Genomic DNA, 20,074 nt, shown 5'->3' on the forward strand with positions numbered 1-20,074 from the left:
TATATATGTCAGAAAATGCAAGAACAGGAATCACAATTAATAGAGACACAATAAATAAATTGATGACAACCATTCAAAATTTATACTTATCAGATGATATTCCATGGGTCATTGGTTATTCCGGTGGAAAGGATTCAACAGCAACACTACAGCTTGTTTGGCTCTCATTAGAGAGATTAGAACGTAATCAGTTACATAAACCAGTTCATATTATTAATACTGATACACTAGTAGAAAATCCCGCCATTGCAACTTGGGTACAAAAATCTTTTAGCATTATGGATACGACAGCTAAGGAAAAAGGGTTGCCCTTTATAACACATCGATTAACTCCTCCAGCAGATAATACGTTCTGGACTAACTTCTTAGGAAAAGGGTATCCGTTCCCACGGAAGAAATTTAGATGGTGTACGGATCGTTTAAAAATTCAGCCAGTAAATAATTTTATTAAAAGTAAGATTGCAGAGCATGGTGAAATTATTCTTGTTTTAGGGACACGTAAAGCAGAGAGTACAAATCGTGCCAAAACAATGGAACATTACGAAAAGCAGCGTGTCAGAGAATTGTTAAGTCCTAATCCAACACTTGCTAATGAGCTAGTTTTTTCTCCTTTAGCGGAATGGACAAATGATGACGTATGGATTTTTTTGATGCAGTATCCAAATCCATGGGGATTCTCTAATAATGAGCTTCTTACTTTATATCGTGGCGCAACCGCTGACAATGAATGCCCGTTAATGGTTGAAAAAGACTTACCAAGTTGCGGTAAGAGTCGCTTTGGGTGCTGGGTATGTACAATGGTTGAACAAGATAAATCTATGGAAGCTATGATTATTAATGATGATGAAAAAGCATGGATGACACCATTACTTGAGTTTAGAAATGAGTTTGGTGATGAATCAAAAGACCGTGATCGCCGTACCTTTAGAAGACTAAAAGGAAATATCGCCGGAAGTTATAAAAGACTTTATCATGGACCATACAAAAAAGAATGGCGTGAAAAATGGTTGAAAGACTTATTGGAAATTCAAAAAGATATTAACGAAAATGGACCTGAAGAGGTTGCTAATATTGAATTGATCACAGTGCCTGAATTGAGAACAATTCGAAGAATTTGGGTGAATGAAAAACATGAGTTTGATGACGCAGTTCCAAGAATTTACAAAGAAGTAATGGGGAAAGATTTTGACGATCCACAGTGGATTTCTGAAACTTCGTTTGGTCAGGAAGAATGGAATATTCTCAAAGAGGTTGCAAAAGAATGTTATCCAGAGGAAGAGCTTGCTTTTGAAATGATGTATGATTTGATCGATATTGAAAGCAAGGCATCCGCTAAACATGATCGAAAAGGATTGATGGATTCATTGGAAAAGACAATTAAAAAGACATTTTATAAAAATGAAGATGATGCGCTTGCTTATTACACGCATAAGAATGATCGCGAAAAGGAATATGGCGGCTCTTATGATGAAAGATTTGATATGGATTATATTAAAGAAAGTTCAGGGCATGTAGTTTTCAGTGAAGAAGAGGAAAATTTAGATGATTATTAATAAATTAAAACTTCATAATTTTGGCGTATATGCTTCTGATAATGAATTTGATTTTAGCAGCAATCAGCCAGTCGTACTCATTGGTGGCATGAATGGACGCGGTAAAACAACGTTTCTCGAAGCTGTTTTGTTAGCTTTATATGGTTCGGATTCTTTTGCATATAAAGAAAGTAAATATAATTCTTATGGACGCTATCTTTATAATCACGTAAACGTTGCTGATGGGACATTGCAGACATTTGTAGAATTGACATTTACTATGGATGGTGACCGTTATGTAGTCAATAGATCATGGAATGGTGACATGAAAAGAGTTCATGAGAAGATCACGGTTGAAAAAAATTTCGAAATGAATGATTTCCTGACAAGAAATTGGCCTATGTTTATTGAAAATGTCTTACCGGAAAGTTTATCAAGATTTTTCTTCTTTGATGGTGAAAAAATTGCTGCATTAGCAGAAGATGAAACGTCTAAAGATATGAAAGATGCCATTAAATCCATGTTGGGAATTACCGTGTTAGATACTTTAGGTAAAGACTTGAGCAGACTTTTAAACACGATATCTAAAAACGTTATCACTCAAGATGAACGCGAACAAATTGAACAATTAAGAAATATTAAAAATAACTCTAAGGCTGAATTAGATGAATTGGATCGTGAAAAAGAGAAACTTGAAAATGAACACCTACAAAGTAAAAAATATCTTGAAGATTTAGAGGCAAGTTATTTAGCTGCCGGTGGTGGGGTTTTAGAAGAACGACAGGCATTATTAGAAAAGAAAACAGAATTGCACGTCAAAGCAAGCCAAACAAAAAAAGATTTGATTGAAATGGCTGGTTCGGATTTGCCCTTATTGATGGTTTCGGACTTATTGGAAGATATTCAAAAGCATAGTGAAAAAGAGATTGAAAAGAAAAATTTAGAATTGTCATTAAAACAAGTTGCTAAATATTACGATCGTTTTCTAAAACAGCAGAATAATCACCATTCTGCTGATGACTTTATGAATTTTTTCAAAGGTGAAGTGGATCATTATCAAGTAGAGATGATTTATAATTTATCAGATGAACAGTTTTATCACTTATCCTTATTATTAAATAATAATTTAGGTAATGAAAAAGACATTACTATAAAATTATTAAACGAAGAAACAAAGCTGAATAGGGAACTTGACTCAATTGAGAGTGATCTATCTGTTGAAATAGATGAAGAGAAACTTAAACGTATTTCTAAAGAAATTACAGAAACAAAAATGACCATCGCTGTTTCTGAAGTAAAGATTGCGTCTTTATTAGAAAAAAGAACTAGCCTCAATGGACAAGCCATGAAAGACGCCTCAACGTTTGATAAATATGTTGAAAATGTTCTTACTAAACTGGAACAAAATGATGAAAATGAAAGAGTTATTAAATATATCCGCTATGCTCAAAATATGTTAGATCACTATGAAATTAAGCTTCAAGAACGAAAAACGGATTTATTAGCGCACACCATGACTGAATGTTATAAAAAGCTAGCAAGCAAGAAAAATATGATTGAGTATATCAAAATGGACTCAGCAACCCTTGATTTTACATATTATGATTCTAATGACAGGGAAGTTCCTAAAAAATCGTTATCGGCTGGCGAAAAGCAATTAATGATTATTTCGTTGTTATGGGCATTAGCTATTTGTTCGAAAAAGAAACTGCCAGTTATTATTGATACACCACTTTCTAGATTGGACAGCGAACATCGCGCTTCATTAGTGAAAACATATTTTCCAAATGCAAGTGAACAGACAATTATTTTATCAACAGATTCAGAAATCAATCATCACTATTACGATATGATGAAAGAGTATGTTGGTGATGAATTTTTACTCGTTTATGATGATATCCATAAAAACACAACTATTTCAAGAGGCTATTTTAAGGAGGACCAGGCATGATCGTAAAACAAATCCGCTTATCGCAAAAAGCAAAAGAACGTTTGTCTAGACTCAAATCCAGAACGGGGATCAACAACTGGAATGTATTATGTCGTTGGGCGTTATGCTACTCATTAAAGCAGGGTACGATCCCCGCTAATATTGAATTTGGAGAAGAAAGCAATCTAGAAATGTCTTGGTATACATTCACTGGAGAAAACAGTGAAATTTATGATTCTTTGATGATTGCCTGGTGCAAAAAAATGGGTTTAGAGACAGATTCTAAAACATTAGCAAAATACTTTCGCCTTAACCTTGAAAGAGGTATTTCATATTTAGCTGGAACAAAATTTATTACTAATATTGATGACTTATTACAGCTTGTAATGGAGGGATAATTATGGCTATTTATCTTGATTATAATGCATCAGCACCGATTCATCCTGATGTATTAAAAATAATGATTGATGTTTATACAAATCATTATGGTAATGCCAATAGTCGTACTCATGATTTTGGTAGCGAGGCAAATAAAATTGTGACTTATGCACGTGAGCAACTCGCTAGCATGTTAGGGGTAAAAAAAGACGAAATATTCTTTACGTCAGGCTCAACTGAAAGTGATAATATTGCTATTCAGGGCTTAAAAGAGTATGGAGTTACACATAATAAAAAACATATTATTACATCTTCAATTGAGCATCATGCTGTCTTAAATACTTGTAAGCATTTAGAAAAAGAAGGATTTAAAGTTGATTATGTTGAACCTGATGAAAATGGAAGGATAGATGCTCAAAATGTTCTCGATTTAGTTGATGAGCAGACTTTACTTGTAAGTATTATGCATGTTAATAACGAGACAGGAATTATTCAGCCGGTTAAGGAAATTGGTGATGTTCTTTATGATCAGGATGTGTTCTTTCATGTTGATGCTACACAAAGTGCTGGAAAACTGATTGATGAAATCAAAAATTTGAAATATGATATGCTCTCACTGTCTGCTCATAAATTTGCGGGACCGCAGGGCGTTGGAGCTTTGGTATTAAGAAAAAAGAGATATAAACTACCACCTGTGAAACCAGTTATGTTTGGTGGGGGACAGGAACATGGCATTAGACCAGGCACAATTCCAGTCGCATTAGTTGCAGGTTTAGGCAAAGCGGCTGAGATAGCCGAAAGAGAACATAGTGAGTCTCTGAAAAAAGCAAAAGAAAATAAAAAAATTATTCTTCAATTATTAGAAAATTCAGGTTTGGATTATAAAATAAATGGTGATCCACAATATTGTGTTCCTTCAACACTTAATGTTTCTTTAGAAGGTATTTCTTCAGAAGCATTAATGTTAGCAACTAAGAATTATTGCGGAATTTCAAATGGTTCAGCTTGCACATCTAATAGCTATGATCCAAGTTATGTCCTTTCTGCAATGAGATTATCTCAAGAACGAATTAATAGTGCTATTCGTTTGAGCTGGGGATATAATACAAATAGTGATGATTTAAAGTATGATTTTAGTCATTTACTTGATGTTGCTAAAGGGTTGAGATAGATGGAAGAAATAAATGATTTGCTGAATGTGATTCATAAAGATGGGCGATATGTCAATACACTTGATTTAAAAGCGTTTGAAAGAACCTTAGTGAATAAGACACAATGTTATAAATTATACTGGTTAGAAGCTATAATCATAAAACTGAAACCAGGAAAGACATACTATACCTTTGAAGAGTTGATCAATGAAATGATTTGTAGTGCCTGGTATACCGTATGTGAGTATCACTTACATTTAGGACCTCGATCAGGGAAGGGACATGTGACGAATTATATTGAAGAAGTGATCACCATTCTTCAAAGAGCTGGAAACTATCCTTCTACATTAACCAAAAGAGAAGTGATGGAACTCATTAAGAAATATGATGGTCTTATTCATCATGTGAAGATGAAGTTATCTAAATATGTGCCTTATCGTTTTCTAAGACCATTTCTCCATATTGTGAATGATCAAGATATGTATGGAAATTTAGATGATGTGATTAAAAAGATTAATAAGGAAAGGGTTTTACCTTATATTACTGTCAGTAAGCCAGAAAAAGCGATTATTGTGGATGAAGAATGGCTAAAGATGTTTTTAGATTATCGTAAGATTATCTTGGAATGGATCAAATACAATAAAGTGGTTTATCTTCAAAAGAGAAATCCCAATGTCCCAGGGATTGTTTATAAGATTGAACCGTTTACCAGCCAACAAAGAAATTTGAAAGATCCGATCCAATTATGGAAGTACATTATTGGTCATGAAGGAATTACGAATCTTTATGATGAGAAGCAGATTATGACACTTGATGATTTATCTTTAGATCACTTTGTTCCTTGGTCTTATGTAGCAAGTGATGAATTATGGAATTTAGCGCCAACCACAAAAGCGATCAATTCCTCAAAGTCAAATCATTTACCTGACTGGAATACTTACTTTGAAAGCTTTGCACAACATCAGTTTAAACTTAATCAGATTATTCATTATGACGCACAAGCTTATCAGTTATTTGAACGATGTCAGGGAGAAAACTTATTTGAAACCTGGGCCATCAATGATTTGTATTTGCCAGGATGCAATCAGGAAAGTTTTAAGGAAGTCTTACGTGAACATTTGTTACCGGTGTATATGTCGGCAAGAAGTCAGGGGTATGCGATTTGGGAAAAAATTGAATAAAATGATGTTTGTTCATTGACAATATAAAAGCATGGGGTACAATAGTGTTGTCAAAAAGCTATGACATAGGATATGTCTTTATTAGGAATCGTAAAGAGAAAAGACGGTTGGTGAAAGTCTAAGTGAAATAATAAAGGTACTCCCTATTAGCTGCCCTCGAAAGAGATGGCCGTTCCTCGCGTTAAGAGTTTAAGGTGATCATTATGATCATAAATTAAGGTGGTACCACGGTCTTCGTCCTTTGGATGAAGGCCTTTTTATTTAGAAGGAGAGAGAGTATGAGAGATTTTTTAAATGAAAAAGATTTGAACACATTAAATCATTCATGTGCTCATGTAATGGCTCAGGCTGTGAAACATTTATGGCCACAGGCTAAATTCTGGGTAGGTCCTGTTGTAGAAGAAGGTTTCTACTATGATATTGACTTAGGGGATGTCACTATTACTGATGAAGACTTACCTAAGATTGAAAAAGAAATGAAAAAGATCTGTAAAGATGGTAAGAGAATTGTTCGTCATGAAATCTCTAAAGAAGAAGCTTTAAAAGAATTTGCGGATGATGAATATAAAGTAGACTTAATTAATAACTTCCCTGATGGTACAGTTATTTCTACATATTCACAGGGTGATTTCACTGACTTATGTAGAGGTCCTCATGTTGATACTGTTAAACAGTGTAAGAACTTTAAGTTAATCAAACATTCTGGAGCTTACTGGAAAGGTGATAAAAACAATAAAGTTTTACAGAGAATCTATGGGGTATGTTTCCCAACTAAAGAAGAATTAGAAGAACATTTAGCGTTCTTAGAAGAAGCAAAACAGAGAGATCATCGTAAACTTGGTCGTGAATTAGGTATCTTCATGTTTAATGATTTAGTAGGTCGTGGTTTACCAATGTACTTACCAAATGGTTTCACATTAAGACGTTTATTAAGTGATTACATCATGGATAAGGAATTAGCCTTAGGTTATGAACATGTTATGACACCATCACTTGGTAACGTAAAGTTATATAAGACATCTGGTCATTGGGCTCATTACAAAGATGATATGTTCCCAGCAATGGAAATGGATGATGAAGCTTATGTCTTAAGACCAATGAACTGTCCACACCATATGGTGATCTATAAATCTACATTACATTCTTATCGAGATTTACCAGTTCGTATTGCGGAAATCGCTAATGACTTCCGTTATGAAGCATCAGGTGCTTTAACAGGTATTGAAAGAACCCGTGCATTTACGCAGAATGACTCTCATATCTTCTTAAGACCAGATCAGATTGCATCAGAAATTAAATGTGTCAATGATTTAATCTTAGATGTTTATAAAGACTTTGGTTTTAAAGAATATGAATTCAGATTATCTTTAAGAGATCCAGAAAACAAAGAAAAATACTTTGGTAATGATGAATTATGGGAAAAATCTGAATCACAGTTACGTAAAGTATTAGATGACATGGGTGTCAAATACTATGAAGCCAAAGGTGAAGCTGCCTTCTATGGCCCTAAGTTAGATGTTCAGGTAAAATCTGCTTTAGGCCATGATGTGACTTTATCAACGATCCAGTTAGACTACATGCTGCCAGAAAGATTCGAATTAACTTATGTTGATGAAAATGGTGAAAAACAGCGTCCAGTTGTCATCCATCGTGCAATCTTAGGTTCATTAGACCGTTTCATCGCTTTCTTACTTGAAGAAACAAAAGGTAACTTACCTTTATGGTTAGCACCAAAACAGGTTGTTGTTTTACCAGTTAATACAAACTACCAGGGTGAATATGCTCAAGAAGTAGCTGCTCGTTTAAGAAAAGAAGGCTTTAGAGTAGACGCTGACTGCCGTGATGAAAAATTAGGCTATCGTATCCGTGAAGCTCAGATCCATAAGATCCCTTATGAATTAGTACTTGGTAATAACGAAAGAGATAACGATACCGTTACTTATCGTCTCTATGGTCAGCAGAAACAGACAACTGTTCCATATACAGAATTCGTTGACTTATTAAAGAAAGAAGTTTTAGATAAAACATTATCTAACCACTAAACGTGGCGAGAGATATGAGAATTCTCATATCTCTTTTTTTGATTCTGGCGTTCTAAAGTAGCGTAGGCTATCCAGTTTTTTGGGGTTTTTCAAACCGTGGGGATTGTGCTTCCCCACCAAAGCTTATAGGCCTCTGGAGTAAAAAAACTCCAGCTATACCGATAGTATTGTTAGCGAAGACCTGCAGTCTGAGAAATCAGGCTGATGAAGCTGGCGCGGGAGTGTTGCAACTACTGTGACGGAACTGTCTGCTGCTAGACGATGGCGAAGAATGTGTTTGTATTCAAAGCATTTACTATTCGCTGCTGTGCCGGTGGTTCCGCGCTGCTGTTCTCCCGCTGGATGTGGCCCTGTGTACCGAGATCGCCAAAGACCGGGACGAGGTGAAACGCTGCTCCGAGTGTGGCGCTGTTTTTATGCCAAAGTCCAACCGGGACAAATACTGCCCAGCCTGCACCAAACGGATGCGCCGCCGCAAAGAGGCAGAACGACAGCGGAAAAGGTACTGGCAATCTACGCATTTAGGGCCTTAAAAAGCTTGGTATTCCGGGGCCTTTACGGCGTGGTCGGAGGATTTATCATATATCCAGCGAAACGCTGCTCCAAATGCGTAGAAATGGGTAAAAAAAGAAAGCCACCAAACACAACAAGTGTTTTGGTATTTGTGTCTGGTGGCATCATAATAGACGTTACACTTTATTTCTGCTATAATTTAAGCAAATAAATACAATGTTTAGCGTGGGAGGTAGAGTCATGGAGAAGAATAATTTTTCTTTGCTCCGATCTAAAAAAATTATAGCTATTTTAGATGGTGATAAAGACTTCGGTGAACTGACCTTTGAAGATAAATATGGAAACGAAACAAGAATAAAAATAGCGATGCCGTATTTAAGCGGGCCAGCTATTTGCGAGCTTTCGTCTATCTTTGGGTTGCCAGCAACCTACTCATGGTCTGGCGGAGCGTTGAGCCGCTGGCAATACTTTGACAATATTATGGCTTTTTGCATTAAGGAAAATCGAATGTCTGATTTTTTATCTTATCTTTTTTCAAAAGATAAATTTGTGAATGTGCTAAGAGATTTATCTGTAAAGGACATACAGCGCGCACACAAAGCTATTTTACAAAAAGTTTTGGAACAGATTAACAGCATTTTATACTTTGGCGGTCATGAATTACGCGTTATAGGCAAGGTATATCAGGTTTGTAATGTGGGGGAGGTTGTCGCTGTTGCTGCGCCAGTTGTAAAAATCATTGACCGCGCCTATATAAAAGATTTGGCTGGCAGAGCCAATAAGGACATTGATGAGGGAAATTTCGATAGCGCCATTACCAAAGCCCGCACCATACTCGAAGAAACCTTTTGCTATGTTATTGAGAAAAAAGGAGAAGTTCCCTCGGACAGCGGTAATATTGGAAAACTTTACGGTCAGGTCAAGACTTTATATAATATGCACGCAAACAAGAATTTGGACAAGCGCATAAACACGCTTCTCTCAGGTTTGGAAAAGATAATCTCTGCAATCGCTGAAATGAGAAATAAGGAAAGTGATTCTCACGGCGTTGGTAGTAAGCGCATTGGCATAGCTGATTATCATACCCGTCTCTTTGTTAATTCCGCAATCGCTATGGCGGACTTCATATTATCGGTGTATCAAAATGCAGATCGAGAGGCAAAACATGGGACAAACTTATAGAATTGATCGACTGAACCTTATCACATACAAGTGTCAGCCTCAAAAAGTTGTTAATGAGGCACGTTGCCGTTACTTGGCCAAAAGTCAATTAGTTAAGTGTAATGCCCAAAATAAACATTTTGATTATTTGAATTTTCGCGGTTCACACTTCAAAAAAGTTGATTTTTCTTTTGCAAAAATTTCTGGATGTGATTTTTGGGGTACGAGTTTCAACAAATGTAATTTTTCCAATGCCTATATCACTGACTGTGTATTTATGGGATGCAAATTCATCGACTGCAAATTCGATACTGCGCATATGGAATATACTACCATCGTCAATACGAATATATCTGGATGTAGGAACATTGTTTTGGGTAAATTTGTAGAGGTCTTATCCCAATATCCAGATTTCCAACACACATCCGATTTAGAAGAAGTGCTGGAAGCATTGAAAGACAATACTAATATTCGCAAATACAAACTACTGCATCTTCCGGGAAACAAGTATAACAGATTAAATATTTATTTGTTGCAGAAGAAGTTTTCACCAGAAGAATTGCCTAAACTTTTGTGGCGCATCAGTGGAAAGTCGAACAAAAACTTAACCACATACAAAAAATTAGAACTGAAGTTGAAAGCTGAAAAAAGAATGATATAATATATATGTTCCGCCCCACACAATCGAGAGGTTGTGTTGCTAATGAGGCTTGGTAACAAGAGATCGGGGACTGTAACATGATAGCTAACATTCGAGGAGGGATGTCTATGATTTCTAATATGAGTACTATTGTCGGATTTCTTTGTCTGGTTGTTGGAAAAATGTTAAATCTTGTAGTCCCTCTTGATTGTTTGGGGTAAATAAGAAAATATGCGCCGGACGCAAGCAGCCACATGGTCGCCGCGCTCGGCGTTTGCTGTTATTTATGGCGCTCTAAAGTAGCGTAGGCTATCCAGTTTTTTGGGGCTTTTCAAACCGTGGGGTTTGTGCTTTCCCACCAAAGCTTATAGGCCTCTGGAATATAAAAATCCAGCTATACCGATGGTATTGTTAGCGAAGACCTGCAGTCTGAGAAATTAGGCTGATGGGTCTTCGCTATTTGTTTTTGCACACCAAAACGTACAATTGTATTGAGAATAAGCATTCCAATAAGGAGGTAAAAATGAAACTTGAACTAACGCATGAGAATATTCAGCACTACATCGACAGAAGCAAACTGATCATTCCCGAAGGGGTTGAAGAAATCGTCTCCACCGGTGGGATCAAGACTGATCTTTTTGTCGGTATCCGCTGGATCAGATTCCCACATTCCTTAAAGAAGATCCATGATTATTGTTTCTACAATGTCCCTGATTATGAAGATATTTGGTTTTATGAAGGACTAGAATCAATTGGAAACTACTGTTTCCATAATGTACCGATGGCTACCGGTGTGAAATGCCCTCATAGCTTAAAAGAGATTGGAAAAGGGTGTTTCGTTCATACCTATCCCGATCTTTTTCATGCCCAATTACAAAACAGAGATACAATTGTAAAAAGTGATTTCATCGATTATACGCACTTCCAAATTGAAGGCACAACATTAATACGATATACCGGTCAGGCACCCACCGTCATGATTCCTGATGGTATTACAACCATTAAAGAAAACTGGAATGATCCTGGATGGGCCTATGGCAATACGCCAGAGAGTGTGGTGGAAATAGAGGAGAAAAGCGGATTCTATCTTTCTAAGCCTAAATACTATTTGCACCAGGCAAGACAGCTAGATTACCAGCACACCAAAAAACTGATCGAAGACTGGGGACACCAAGTCAATTTATATGACTATATCGCATTATATCTTCATCAGGAAGATGAAGATCTCATCAAACTCGCAATGCCTCATTTACTCAAGGATATCAATAAAACGATAGATCTTATGGGTTCATATATTACAAAAGATGCTGAAGAACAGGAAATCAAAAAAGTTTTAACATTCATCTATCTGCATCGCCCAGAGGTTTCTCAACAAGCCATCACGAAGATGGCTAAGCGACTCGCTCAGCTCGATGATAAACAGTATTTGCATGAATTCTTGGCACATACTCAAATCATAGAATCATCAAATGACGAAGATTTAGAACGGTACTGTCTGAATCATTTCGATCAAGCCATCATTTATGATGGCATAGTGAAGATGAGCATTGATGCTGCCATTTTTGATCATGTACGTAAGGTACATTCAGACAAAACGGTTTCCCGTTTTGTGGTAGCCTGCACCATAGTGCCTTATATGCTTGAGTCCATTGAAACCTTTAACAGCGGAAATGATGAAGTAGAAGATCCCAAGTGGTATCTTTCGCAGCTGATTCCTCTTTCTGTGCTGAAACATTGCGATGTTCTTGCCCAACGCCTTAACCCGGATGATTTAGAAAGGGTTATTGATTCTCTGTTTGATGAGACTTTAGAAAAGCCTCTTAACTTTTTGATTCCCTACGCAAGATTTGGGACCAACAGACAAATCATCAATCTGATTACCCATATGAATAAGTGGCAAAAAGTGAAAAACAGCTCCTGGCCAAGAAATCAAGAAAGGGACAATAGGGAAAAATGTGCCTATGCTTTAGCGACCGGTGCCTTGCTTTTAACAACCAATCGCTACGCCATCAGATTTATCGAATACCGCTTGAAAGATAATGGGGAACTCATGAATGAAATGGCGCAGATCCATCATGTCAGTGTTTCTACTTTAAGAAGGATGGCGGCTGACTTAGGGTATGATCTGCAATGCTACAAGTCTTTAGAAGAGGGGAAAGGCGAAACGATGATCAGGTTTGATGCAGCCTTTCACCTGCAATTCGTCAATCAAAACAAACAAAAGATGACTACGCATAATCAGGAACTATTGTCTACATTAGCCGCTGAACAAAATGAACTTGAGGAAGTTGTTCACTATCTTACCCACCTCTTAAAAGGGACTTATGTGTTTGAAAACAATACTTTTGCCCTTCAAGAGTGGTTGACGCTCTTTATAGACAATCCCATTGGCAAACAAATAGCAAAGAGATTAGTCTGGGAAGCGGATCATCAGATTCGCTTTATGATTGGAGATCATGCCTATGTGGATCAAAGAAATGCAGCCATTGATATCCAGCACTTTCAGGCGATTGCTGTTGCCTATCCCCGCTGTTTACCAAAAGAGGAATTAACAGCCTGGCAAGAGATGTTTCAAGCACGTCACATGCGCTTTTATAGGCATCAGTTCCAGGAAAAAACGATCACTTTTGCCTCAGCTGAGGATTTTCAAAGGTATTACCACAACATAAAAATCAGAAAAGCCACTTTGCATCAGTTGTATCTGCAGGGATGGCTCTTTGAAGTAGAAGAGTATTCAACATTTTATTTCAACTCCTGCTTAGGTTTTGCCTATGAACATACCATCTCTGGACATGCTGGCATTGTTGGTGAGGCATTTTATGATTCCTGGGAGGAAATCCCTGATGATACGGTGATGCGCATAGGGATGCAAAAAAACTATTTTTATAAAGAACGGATGACAGAATACTATTGTAATCTTCTCGATCGCTTATTCATTCATGATCTGATTGAACTTGATGAAGAGCGAGTCGCTTCTCATCTTTCGCTTTTTGATGATGAAGAATTAGCTTCGCTTTTATCTTTTGCGAAAAAGAAAGAAAAAGTTATAGCTCAAAAAGCCATTTCTAAGTGCATAGAGGCTAGGAAAAGGGCAAACTGCATTTAAGAAAATATTAAGAAATTGAGATGATTCTATGGATTTGTTGCAGTTTGGTGCGAATTCTTTTAAAATATATACAAGGAGTTAATGTTTATGGACAAGAGGGAATTCTATTATCCGTCAGCTGATGGCGAGCATCAGATTCATGCCATCGCCTGGCTGCCAGAAGGTGACGTGAAAGGTATTTTACAGATTTTACATGGCATGTGTGAATACGTTGATCGGTACGATCGTTTTGCCTGTTTTTTAGCGCATCAAGGCTTTTTAGTGATTGGCAATGATCATTTAGGCCATGGCTTAAGTGTACATAATAACGAAGAGTTAGGCTTCTTCCATCATCCCCATGGCGATGAATATCTGATCAAAGATGTTCAGTCTTTACGTAAGCAGATGCAGGAAAAGTATCCGGGTGTTCCTTACTTCATGTTAGGTCATTCGATGGGTTCTTTTTTACTGCGAAACTATTTGTTTACCTATAGCGATGGTTTAAACGGGGCGATTATTATGGGCACCGGTCACGAAAATACGAGTACATTGAATTTTGCATTAAACTTCACGAGAGCTATGGCGAAAGTCAAAGGCTGGCACTATCGCTCAGAGATGGTCGCAAATATGGCTATGGGCACTTATAATGATCATATTCAAAAGCCGAGAACCCCTTATGACTGGTTAACGTGTAATGAAACGATTGTTGATCTTTATGCAAAGGATCCGCTTGATAACTTTACTATGACGTTAAATGGTTTCTATACGATGTTTAATATGGTCAATGAATGTAATAAGAAAAAGCGGATCGAAAAAATGAATAAGAACCTGCCGCTCTATATTGTCAGCGGCTCGGAGGATCCGGTGGGACATTATGGGCATGGCCCATTAGAAGTGTATATGGACTATAAAGCTTATGGTATCAAGGATATTCAGCTCAAACTCTATCCGCAGGCCCGCCATGAAATTCTCAATGAATATAGTCATGAAATGACCGATGCAGATTTGCTGTATTGGATGGAAAAACGTCTAGGATCCTAGGCGTTTTTCTTGTATAATGGGTGAGGAAAGCAGGAAGTACTATGAGAAATATCAAAGATATACATAAAATTATTATAAAAGTGGGTTCCACATCTTTATGTGGCAACAATGGAGAAATTGATCGTGAACGCGTTTTAAAGGTCATTTCTCAGATTGCAACGTTAAAAAGACAAGGCTATATTGTGGTTTTAGTATCATCGGGGGCGATCGCGGCCGGAATGGGCAGTTTAGGCTTACAGGAAAAGCCTACCACCTTACCGCAAAAACAGGCCTTAGCCGCAATTGGGCAGGCCGGCTTAATGGAAATCTATGAAGAACTCTTCAAGATCTTCCATATGAAATGTTCCCAGATCTTACTCAATCATGATGACTTTGATGATCGTAAACGTCTGATGAATCTTAATCATACCCTCAATGCCTTAATTGATTATGATGTGGTGCCGATTATTAATGAAAATGATGCTTTAGCCGTGGAAGAAATCAAGTTTGGTGATAATGATACCTTAGCGGCCTTACTGGTCCCTGTTATAGAGGCTGAACTTCTCATCTTAGTATCAGATATCGATGGACTCTATACCGCCAATCCTAAAGTGCATCCTGAGGCTAAGCTGATCAGTTATGTGCCTAAAATTACCAAAGAGATTATGTCCTACGCCGGTGATACTTCTTCTAAACTAGGAACCGGCGGTATGGCGACCAAATTAAAGGCTGCCCGCATGGTCAATGATTATGGCAGCCATATGTGTATTGTCAATGGAGCGAAGCCACAGAGCATTCTCAATGCCTTAGTTGATGAAGGAACCTGGTTTAATGGTCACAGTGGTCGTAATTTAAAGGCCAAGGAACACTGGATTGCCTATCGTACAAAGCCTAAAGGAGATATTATCGTTGATGAGGGCTGTGAACAGGCCTTAGTGAAACATCACGTCTCTTTATTGCCTAAAGGGATCGTTGCTGTGAATGGTGACTTCTTGATCGGGCAGGTGGTGGATATTAAAAATCGCCAGGGCGATCTCATCGCCAAGGGGATCACCAACTATGCTTCAGATGAAATTCGTCTGATCAAAGGCTTCAATACCAGTGAAATCGAAAAGATCCTTCATTATAAAGATTATGATGAAGTGGTGCATGCCAATAATATGGTTGTGTTAAAGGAGAAAGTTTAGGCTTTCTCTTTTTTTTTTTTTTTAGTGCGTATATCAGGACTTTTATGGTTAAATATGCTAAGATGGAGAGACTCTTGCAAATGGTAAACTACATATTTAAATTAGAATTTAACTATAAGAATACAATTTTCTTTTCTATTCAAAAACAAGAAAAAGATGTTGCACTTATTGTCTATGAAGATTGTTGGAGAAAAGGTGAGTTGTTTAAAGATTTCCCCTTTCTATATCCACAGTATTATTCATCAGAAGATCAATGGGATGATGAGCGTAATTTGATCACAGCAAGTGTTTATAATCTCATAGAAGATGAGTATTCGTCAGAAATGAAGGATGATATAGAATATCTAGTTGAATCAATGATAGAATATAAACCTGCTGTAAATCACAAGGTGCAATTTTTTAACAATCCAATTGTTAGAAAGTATTATGCTGATCGTAAAGAAAATAGAATGCAATTTATTAATTATGTATTATCACTATGTGAAAATAAAAAGACAGTATCCTTAAATGAGGACGACTTTAATCACTTAACGCAATATAGAGGGGCAGATGATTAAAATTAGAATCCAATTTTACTGTGATACCTCTTGCAAACAATTTGCCTGGTGTCGTCCCTAAAAAGAAGAAGTCTTCGGGCTTCTTTTTATTTGGCCAAATTACTAATTAAGGATGAAATAGAATGTATTAATCAATAAAAACGAAGAGTATGAAAGAATTATATTAAGAAAGCGATCATTTATACATGAATTTAGTGAGAAAGTAATGCTTTTAATATGTTAAATAGGTGGAATACTGTGTATGATTTTTTATACAAATATTTGTTATGTCTAAAATCTTGAACATAATATTTGATACAATAAAACTAAATAAAGTTTCAATTTTTGATTTGTTCTTGAAGCTGATATTTTAAAGTGATCTCAAGGAATAAGTGAGTTTTCGGATTTACATCCGTAAAAATTGTATATAACCTTGAAAGGTGATAATATAAAAATAAGTAAGCGCTTTATGTTTAAAAATTAGAAATTTTTAATGAATTGTGATGACTATATATTTAAGGTTAAATGAACCTACCATAAATAAAAGAATGAAGAGGTTATAACGCATAGAGGCGTTAAATATTAGCAAAGGTGGCAATCACCTTGAGGAGGAGTTATGAAAAAAGTACTAATTGAATATAATCCATACGAGATGAGGTCTAGAGTTGTTGTTGATAACAAGGAAATTCAAAGTAATCAATATTGTGATCCTAATTTAAAGAGGTATTTAGATTCGGGCGTACGTATGCCTATTCAGGCATGGATTGATCCGATTGTAAGAGATGGCTGGGACGGATTACTCCCTGTGTTATGTAAAATGGGTGATAAAGATATCAATATTGAATTTATTGGACGTGCTGTTGACTATGAGAATGTGAAACAGTCACTTCTAATGCAAAATGAAAAGGGACAATGTGAAGCAAAGCTTAAATTTGAGTTGTCTAAGGAAATTATTTCTGATGAAGAAATGAAGGACAATATCGACTATGTTGTACATCGTATGCTTAATGATGATTTCTCAAAAATGGTCGATGAGTCTCATTCTCCAGCGTTAAAAAACAAATACGATCATCTTAAAGAAGCGTATGAAGAAATTAAGGATGAAGAGTTTAGAATTGTTTTTACAGGAACATATAGCAGTGGAAAATCTTCTACAATTAACTGTTTGATTGGTAAGAATTTATTACCAACTGCATCAGGGACTTGTACAGCTAATGTTTGTAGAATTATTCATTCGCAAATGCCAAGGGGTATTGCAAAGGTTGCATATTGTGATAAAGGAATGAAAAAGGAATATCTTTGTAAAAACGAAGAAGAAGTACAAGATAAAATCAAAGGTGCTAATAGTCAGGTTCAGGAGATTAACGTTTATACTGACTTATCCAATCTATATCCCAATGGAATTGCAAATGATTTTAAAATTGTTCTTATTGATACACCGGGCACGGATAGTGCAACTGGAAATGATAAACAGAAGATTGATGGAGATTCAGTAAATTTTATTAATCGTTCGCATCTTGAAATAACAAAAGAAGTATTGAAATCTAAGAAAAAAGAAATGGCTGTACTTATTTCGGATGATAAACTGGAAGATGAAAATATTGTTGAATTGATGGATATTATTGAGGAATCCGCAGATAATGATGAAGGCTTCTTTAATGATCGCTTTTTGTTTGTTATGAATAAGTGCGATTCTTTGAGCTACTCAAATTCAGGAGAGTCTTTAGATAATAGTATTGAAAATTTTGTTCATAATATCAAAAAAGTGCCTAATTCAAAAAGAATTAGAAATATTGTCACGCCTAGAGTTTTTCCGATTTCATCAGGGGTTGCATTAGCGGTTATTAATGGGTTTACTGAAGCTCCTGGTATTAGTGAAGGAATGACAAAAAAAGCGGAACAATATGGTTATTATGAAAGCTTTTGTAAAAAAGTATATTATTATGATCCAAATCGATTAGAAAATGATTTTGATAATTTGATTGAAGAAATCAAAATGAAGTACAAGAATTATTCTAATTATTGTCTTGAAGAGAAAAGCTCTGTTTCAGCAGCAATTAGAGAAAAATATAGAAATAAACTTAGTGGAAAATTGGATTTCGCGCAAAGAGTTCTCATTCATAGTGGTGTACCAGCTCTGAAAGATGCGATTCGCGAATATATTCGCTTTTATGCGTATCCACTTCAGGTGCGACAGCTTTTAAATTGTTTTGTAGATATTATTGGTGAATTAAAGTCGCTGAATATTAATGAAAGCACCGAATTAGAAAAAGCGAGAAAATATTATAGTGATGCGGTAAGCTCTCGACAAAAGAATGACGCCGAAGAAAAAGATAAAGAGATCAAAAGACAAAAATTGAATGATGCAAAAGTGAGGATGGCAAATACTAAAAAAAGGATCGATGAAATAAATGAGAATTTGCCTTTTGAAGCAAATGCTATTCGTTCACAGATTACGACGCTGAAAAAAGATATAGCAAGTAAAATTGGCAATCGTGGTAAATCAGTGCCAATTAATGAAGCTAAGGGGATTATTTTAGACGCCAAAAAACAGGTGGATACGATAGAGGCTGAGTTTAGGGATACAGTATGGAAGGTGAAACAGAATCAAAAAAATACTGTTGTGAAATTATATCAGGAATATATTTCTTATGTCCATGCACTCGAAAAAGAAGGATTGATGAATAACGGTAGTTTTTCATTGCAAGATACAGTTGCTTATAAACAATTGATTGATAAAAATAGTTTTACTAAAGAAGCTAACTATATAAAAATCAAAAATGAGAAAAATCCCCAAAAAAAGCATGTTGAATTTGGCTTGAATATTGGTAAATTCTTCAGTTCAATTCCAGGGGCATGGAAAACCAGAAATTTGCCGAACTTTATTGAAAAAGAAGATGTTGATGTTGAAAGATATGTTTCTGATAATATCACTCCAATTGAAGCAAATTTTAATAAGAACGTCGTTGGTTTAAAGAATGCTTACAAAGAGGATATTCGTTTTTTAAAAGATCAATCAAAGCTGCGTGTTGAAAAGGTGATTGATCTCATCAATCAGCAAGATCGAGAGATTGCGAGAATTAAAGAAGAATTAAACAAATTGGCAGCTGATGAGAAGAAGTATAATGCGCAAATTTTGAAACTTCAAAAGGAGCGAGATATTTTGAATGATTTAGTAGATAGGCTGGAAGCAATTAAAATTTAACGAGGTGAATACGTATGAATTATTTTTATCCAAATGCGACATATGATGAAGCTATTAAAAAACAAGATAAAGTAGTATTAAGAGCATTGCTGGTAGGCATTATTGGGTCAGATCCAACCTTTGCAACAACGGAATTTGAGGAAGCATGTCAGTACATTAGAGAGAAGAGTATTTCCTTTAATGGTCAGGAACTTATTTTAACTGAGCCTTATAAAATGCAGGAAGGCGAATATAAAAAAGATGATTGGGATGAAGATTATTACAAACTGAGCCTTGTCTGGTTAGAAGATAATTTTGCTTTAGATCAGCGGCTTGACTTGATTAAACGGATGGGAAAGTCTATTTATAAAGATGAACTAACTTTTGGAAAAAGCAAATATCAGAATAGAATGGCAGAAAAAAATAAAAGCCATGGAAAAAAGCAATTGAATCCATTGGTGATTATTATTCTTGCGGCTTTGGGATTGCTGCTGGTTTTTGTTTTAGTTAATCAATTGAGTAGTTAATAGTTTG

At 36.0% G+C, this 20,074-nt stretch carries 15 protein-coding genes; all 15 read left to right on the forward strand.

The genetic code is table 11. The features are described 5' to 3' along the window. The first annotated feature begins 5 nt into the window (after positions 1–5). Positions 6–1,553 carry a DNA phosphorothioation system sulfurtransferase DndC gene (gene dndC / locus SG0102_RS06340; RefSeq protein WP_197715081.1) on the forward strand — a complete coding sequence of 516 codons (1,548 nt, stop codon included), beginning with the start codon at positions 6–8 and terminating at the stop codon, positions 1,551–1,553. After that, positions 1,543–3,483 (forward strand): DNA sulfur modification protein DndD, encoded by a 1,941-nt coding sequence (gene dndD, locus SG0102_RS06345; protein WP_125119174.1) that lies wholly within the window; start codon positions 1,543–1,545, stop codon positions 3,481–3,483. The genes dndC and dndD overlap by 11 nt, the downstream gene beginning before the upstream one ends. Then, on the forward strand, positions 3,480–3,860 hold the full coding sequence (gene dndE / locus SG0102_RS06350; RefSeq protein ID WP_125119175.1) for a DNA sulfur modification protein DndE: 381 nt from the start codon (positions 3,480–3,482) through the stop codon (positions 3,858–3,860). Before dndD ends, dndE begins: the two co-directional genes overlap by 4 nt. A gap of 2 nt (positions 3,861–3,862) precedes the next feature. Continuing rightward, positions 3,863–5,011, forward strand: a complete 1,149-nt coding sequence (locus SG0102_RS06355) for a cysteine desulfurase family protein (protein ID WP_125119176.1) — start codon at positions 3,863–3,865, stop codon at positions 5,009–5,011. Continuing rightward, positions 5,012–6,172: an HNH endonuclease domain-containing protein gene (locus SG0102_RS06360; RefSeq protein ID WP_125119177.1), complete on the forward strand. Its 1,161-nt coding sequence runs from the start codon at positions 5,012–5,014 to the stop codon at positions 6,170–6,172. A 278-nt stretch (positions 6,173–6,450) separates the two neighbouring features. Further along, positions 6,451–8,214 (forward strand): threonine--tRNA ligase, encoded by a 1,764-nt coding sequence (gene thrS / locus SG0102_RS06365; protein WP_125119178.1) that lies wholly within the window; start codon positions 6,451–6,453, stop codon positions 8,212–8,214. Between the two features lie 290 nt (positions 8,215–8,504). Beyond that, entirely contained in the window at positions 8,505–8,747 is a 243-nt protein-coding gene (locus SG0102_RS06370; RefSeq protein WP_456298645.1) for a hypothetical protein, read from the forward strand. Between the two features lie 220 nt (positions 8,748–8,967). Beyond that, positions 8,968–9,909, forward strand: a complete 942-nt coding sequence (locus SG0102_RS06375) for an abortive infection family protein (RefSeq protein ID WP_125119179.1) — start codon at positions 8,968–8,970, stop codon at positions 9,907–9,909. After that, positions 9,893–10,549, forward strand: a complete 657-nt coding sequence (locus tag SG0102_RS06380; RefSeq protein WP_157982988.1) for a pentapeptide repeat-containing protein — start codon at positions 9,893–9,895, stop codon at positions 10,547–10,549. The genes SG0102_RS06375 and SG0102_RS06380 overlap by 17 nt, the downstream gene beginning before the upstream one ends. Positions 10,550–11,051: 502 nt before the next feature. Then, positions 11,052–13,634, forward strand: a complete 2,583-nt coding sequence (locus SG0102_RS06385) for a leucine-rich repeat protein (protein WP_162300187.1) — start codon at positions 11,052–11,054, stop codon at positions 13,632–13,634. A gap of 87 nt (positions 13,635–13,721) precedes the next feature. Further along, the gene (locus SG0102_RS06390) at positions 13,722–14,654 is read left to right on the forward strand and encodes an alpha/beta fold hydrolase (protein WP_125119182.1); all 933 of its coding nucleotides are present in this window, start codon (positions 13,722–13,724) and stop codon (positions 14,652–14,654) included. A gap of 41 nt (positions 14,655–14,695) precedes the next feature. Further along, positions 14,696–15,820 (forward strand): glutamate 5-kinase, encoded by a 1,125-nt coding sequence (gene proB, locus SG0102_RS06395; RefSeq protein WP_125119183.1) that lies wholly within the window; start codon positions 14,696–14,698, stop codon positions 15,818–15,820. Between the two features lie 44 nt (positions 15,821–15,864). Then, the gene (locus SG0102_RS06400; RefSeq protein ID WP_197715082.1) at positions 15,865–16,377 is read left to right on the forward strand and encodes a hypothetical protein; all 513 of its coding nucleotides are present in this window, start codon (positions 15,865–15,867) and stop codon (positions 16,375–16,377) included. A 595-nt stretch (positions 16,378–16,972) separates the two neighbouring features. Beyond that, positions 16,973–19,561, forward strand: a complete 2,589-nt coding sequence (locus SG0102_RS06405; protein WP_125119184.1) for a dynamin family protein — start codon at positions 16,973–16,975, stop codon at positions 19,559–19,561. Between the two features lie 14 nt (positions 19,562–19,575). Continuing rightward, a complete protein-coding gene (locus SG0102_RS06410) occupies positions 19,576–20,067 on the forward strand; it encodes a hypothetical protein (RefSeq protein WP_125119185.1) in 492 nt (163 codons plus the stop codon). Positions 20,068–20,074 lie beyond the last annotated feature (7 nt).

The organism is Intestinibaculum porci, from assembly GCF_003925875.1.
GTDB classification, from domain to species: Bacteria; Bacillota_I; Bacilli_A; order Erysipelotrichales; family Coprobacillaceae; genus Intestinibaculum; species Intestinibaculum porci.

Excerpts from the sequence above, each read along its gene's own strand:
- SG0102_RS06380 (WP_157982988.1), top strand. The coding sequence starts at position 9,893 with ATGGGACAAACTTATAGAATTGATCGACTGAACCTTATCACATACAAG.
- dndD (WP_125119174.1), top strand. The coding sequence starts at position 1,543 with ATGATTATTAATAAATTAAAACTTCATAATTTTGGCGTATATGCTTCT.
- SG0102_RS06390 (WP_125119182.1), top strand. The coding sequence starts at position 13,722 with ATGGACAAGAGGGAATTCTATTATCCGTCAGCTGATGGCGAGCATCAG.
- dndC (WP_197715081.1), top strand. The coding sequence starts at position 6 with ATGTCAGAAAATGCAAGAACAGGAATCACAATTAATAGAGACACAATA.
- dndE (WP_125119175.1), top strand. The coding sequence starts at position 3,480 with ATGATCGTAAAACAAATCCGCTTATCGCAAAAAGCAAAAGAACGTTTG.
- thrS (WP_125119178.1), top strand. The coding sequence starts at position 6,451 with ATGAGAGATTTTTTAAATGAAAAAGATTTGAACACATTAAATCATTCA.
- SG0102_RS06375 (WP_125119179.1), top strand. The coding sequence starts at position 8,968 with ATGGAGAAGAATAATTTTTCTTTGCTCCGATCTAAAAAAATTATAGCT.
- SG0102_RS06410 (WP_125119185.1), top strand. The coding sequence starts at position 19,576 with ATGAATTATTTTTATCCAAATGCGACATATGATGAAGCTATTAAAAAA.
- SG0102_RS06385 (WP_162300187.1), top strand. The coding sequence starts at position 11,052 with ATGAAACTTGAACTAACGCATGAGAATATTCAGCACTACATCGACAGA.
- proB (WP_125119183.1), top strand. The coding sequence starts at position 14,696 with ATGAGAAATATCAAAGATATACATAAAATTATTATAAAAGTGGGTTCC.
- SG0102_RS06400 (WP_197715082.1), top strand. The coding sequence starts at position 15,865 with ATGGTTAAATATGCTAAGATGGAGAGACTCTTGCAAATGGTAAACTAC.
- SG0102_RS06355 (WP_125119176.1), top strand. The coding sequence starts at position 3,863 with ATGGCTATTTATCTTGATTATAATGCATCAGCACCGATTCATCCTGAT.
- SG0102_RS06360 (WP_125119177.1), top strand. The coding sequence starts at position 5,012 with ATGGAAGAAATAAATGATTTGCTGAATGTGATTCATAAAGATGGGCGA.
- SG0102_RS06405 (WP_125119184.1), top strand. The coding sequence starts at position 16,973 with ATGAAAAAAGTACTAATTGAATATAATCCATACGAGATGAGGTCTAGA.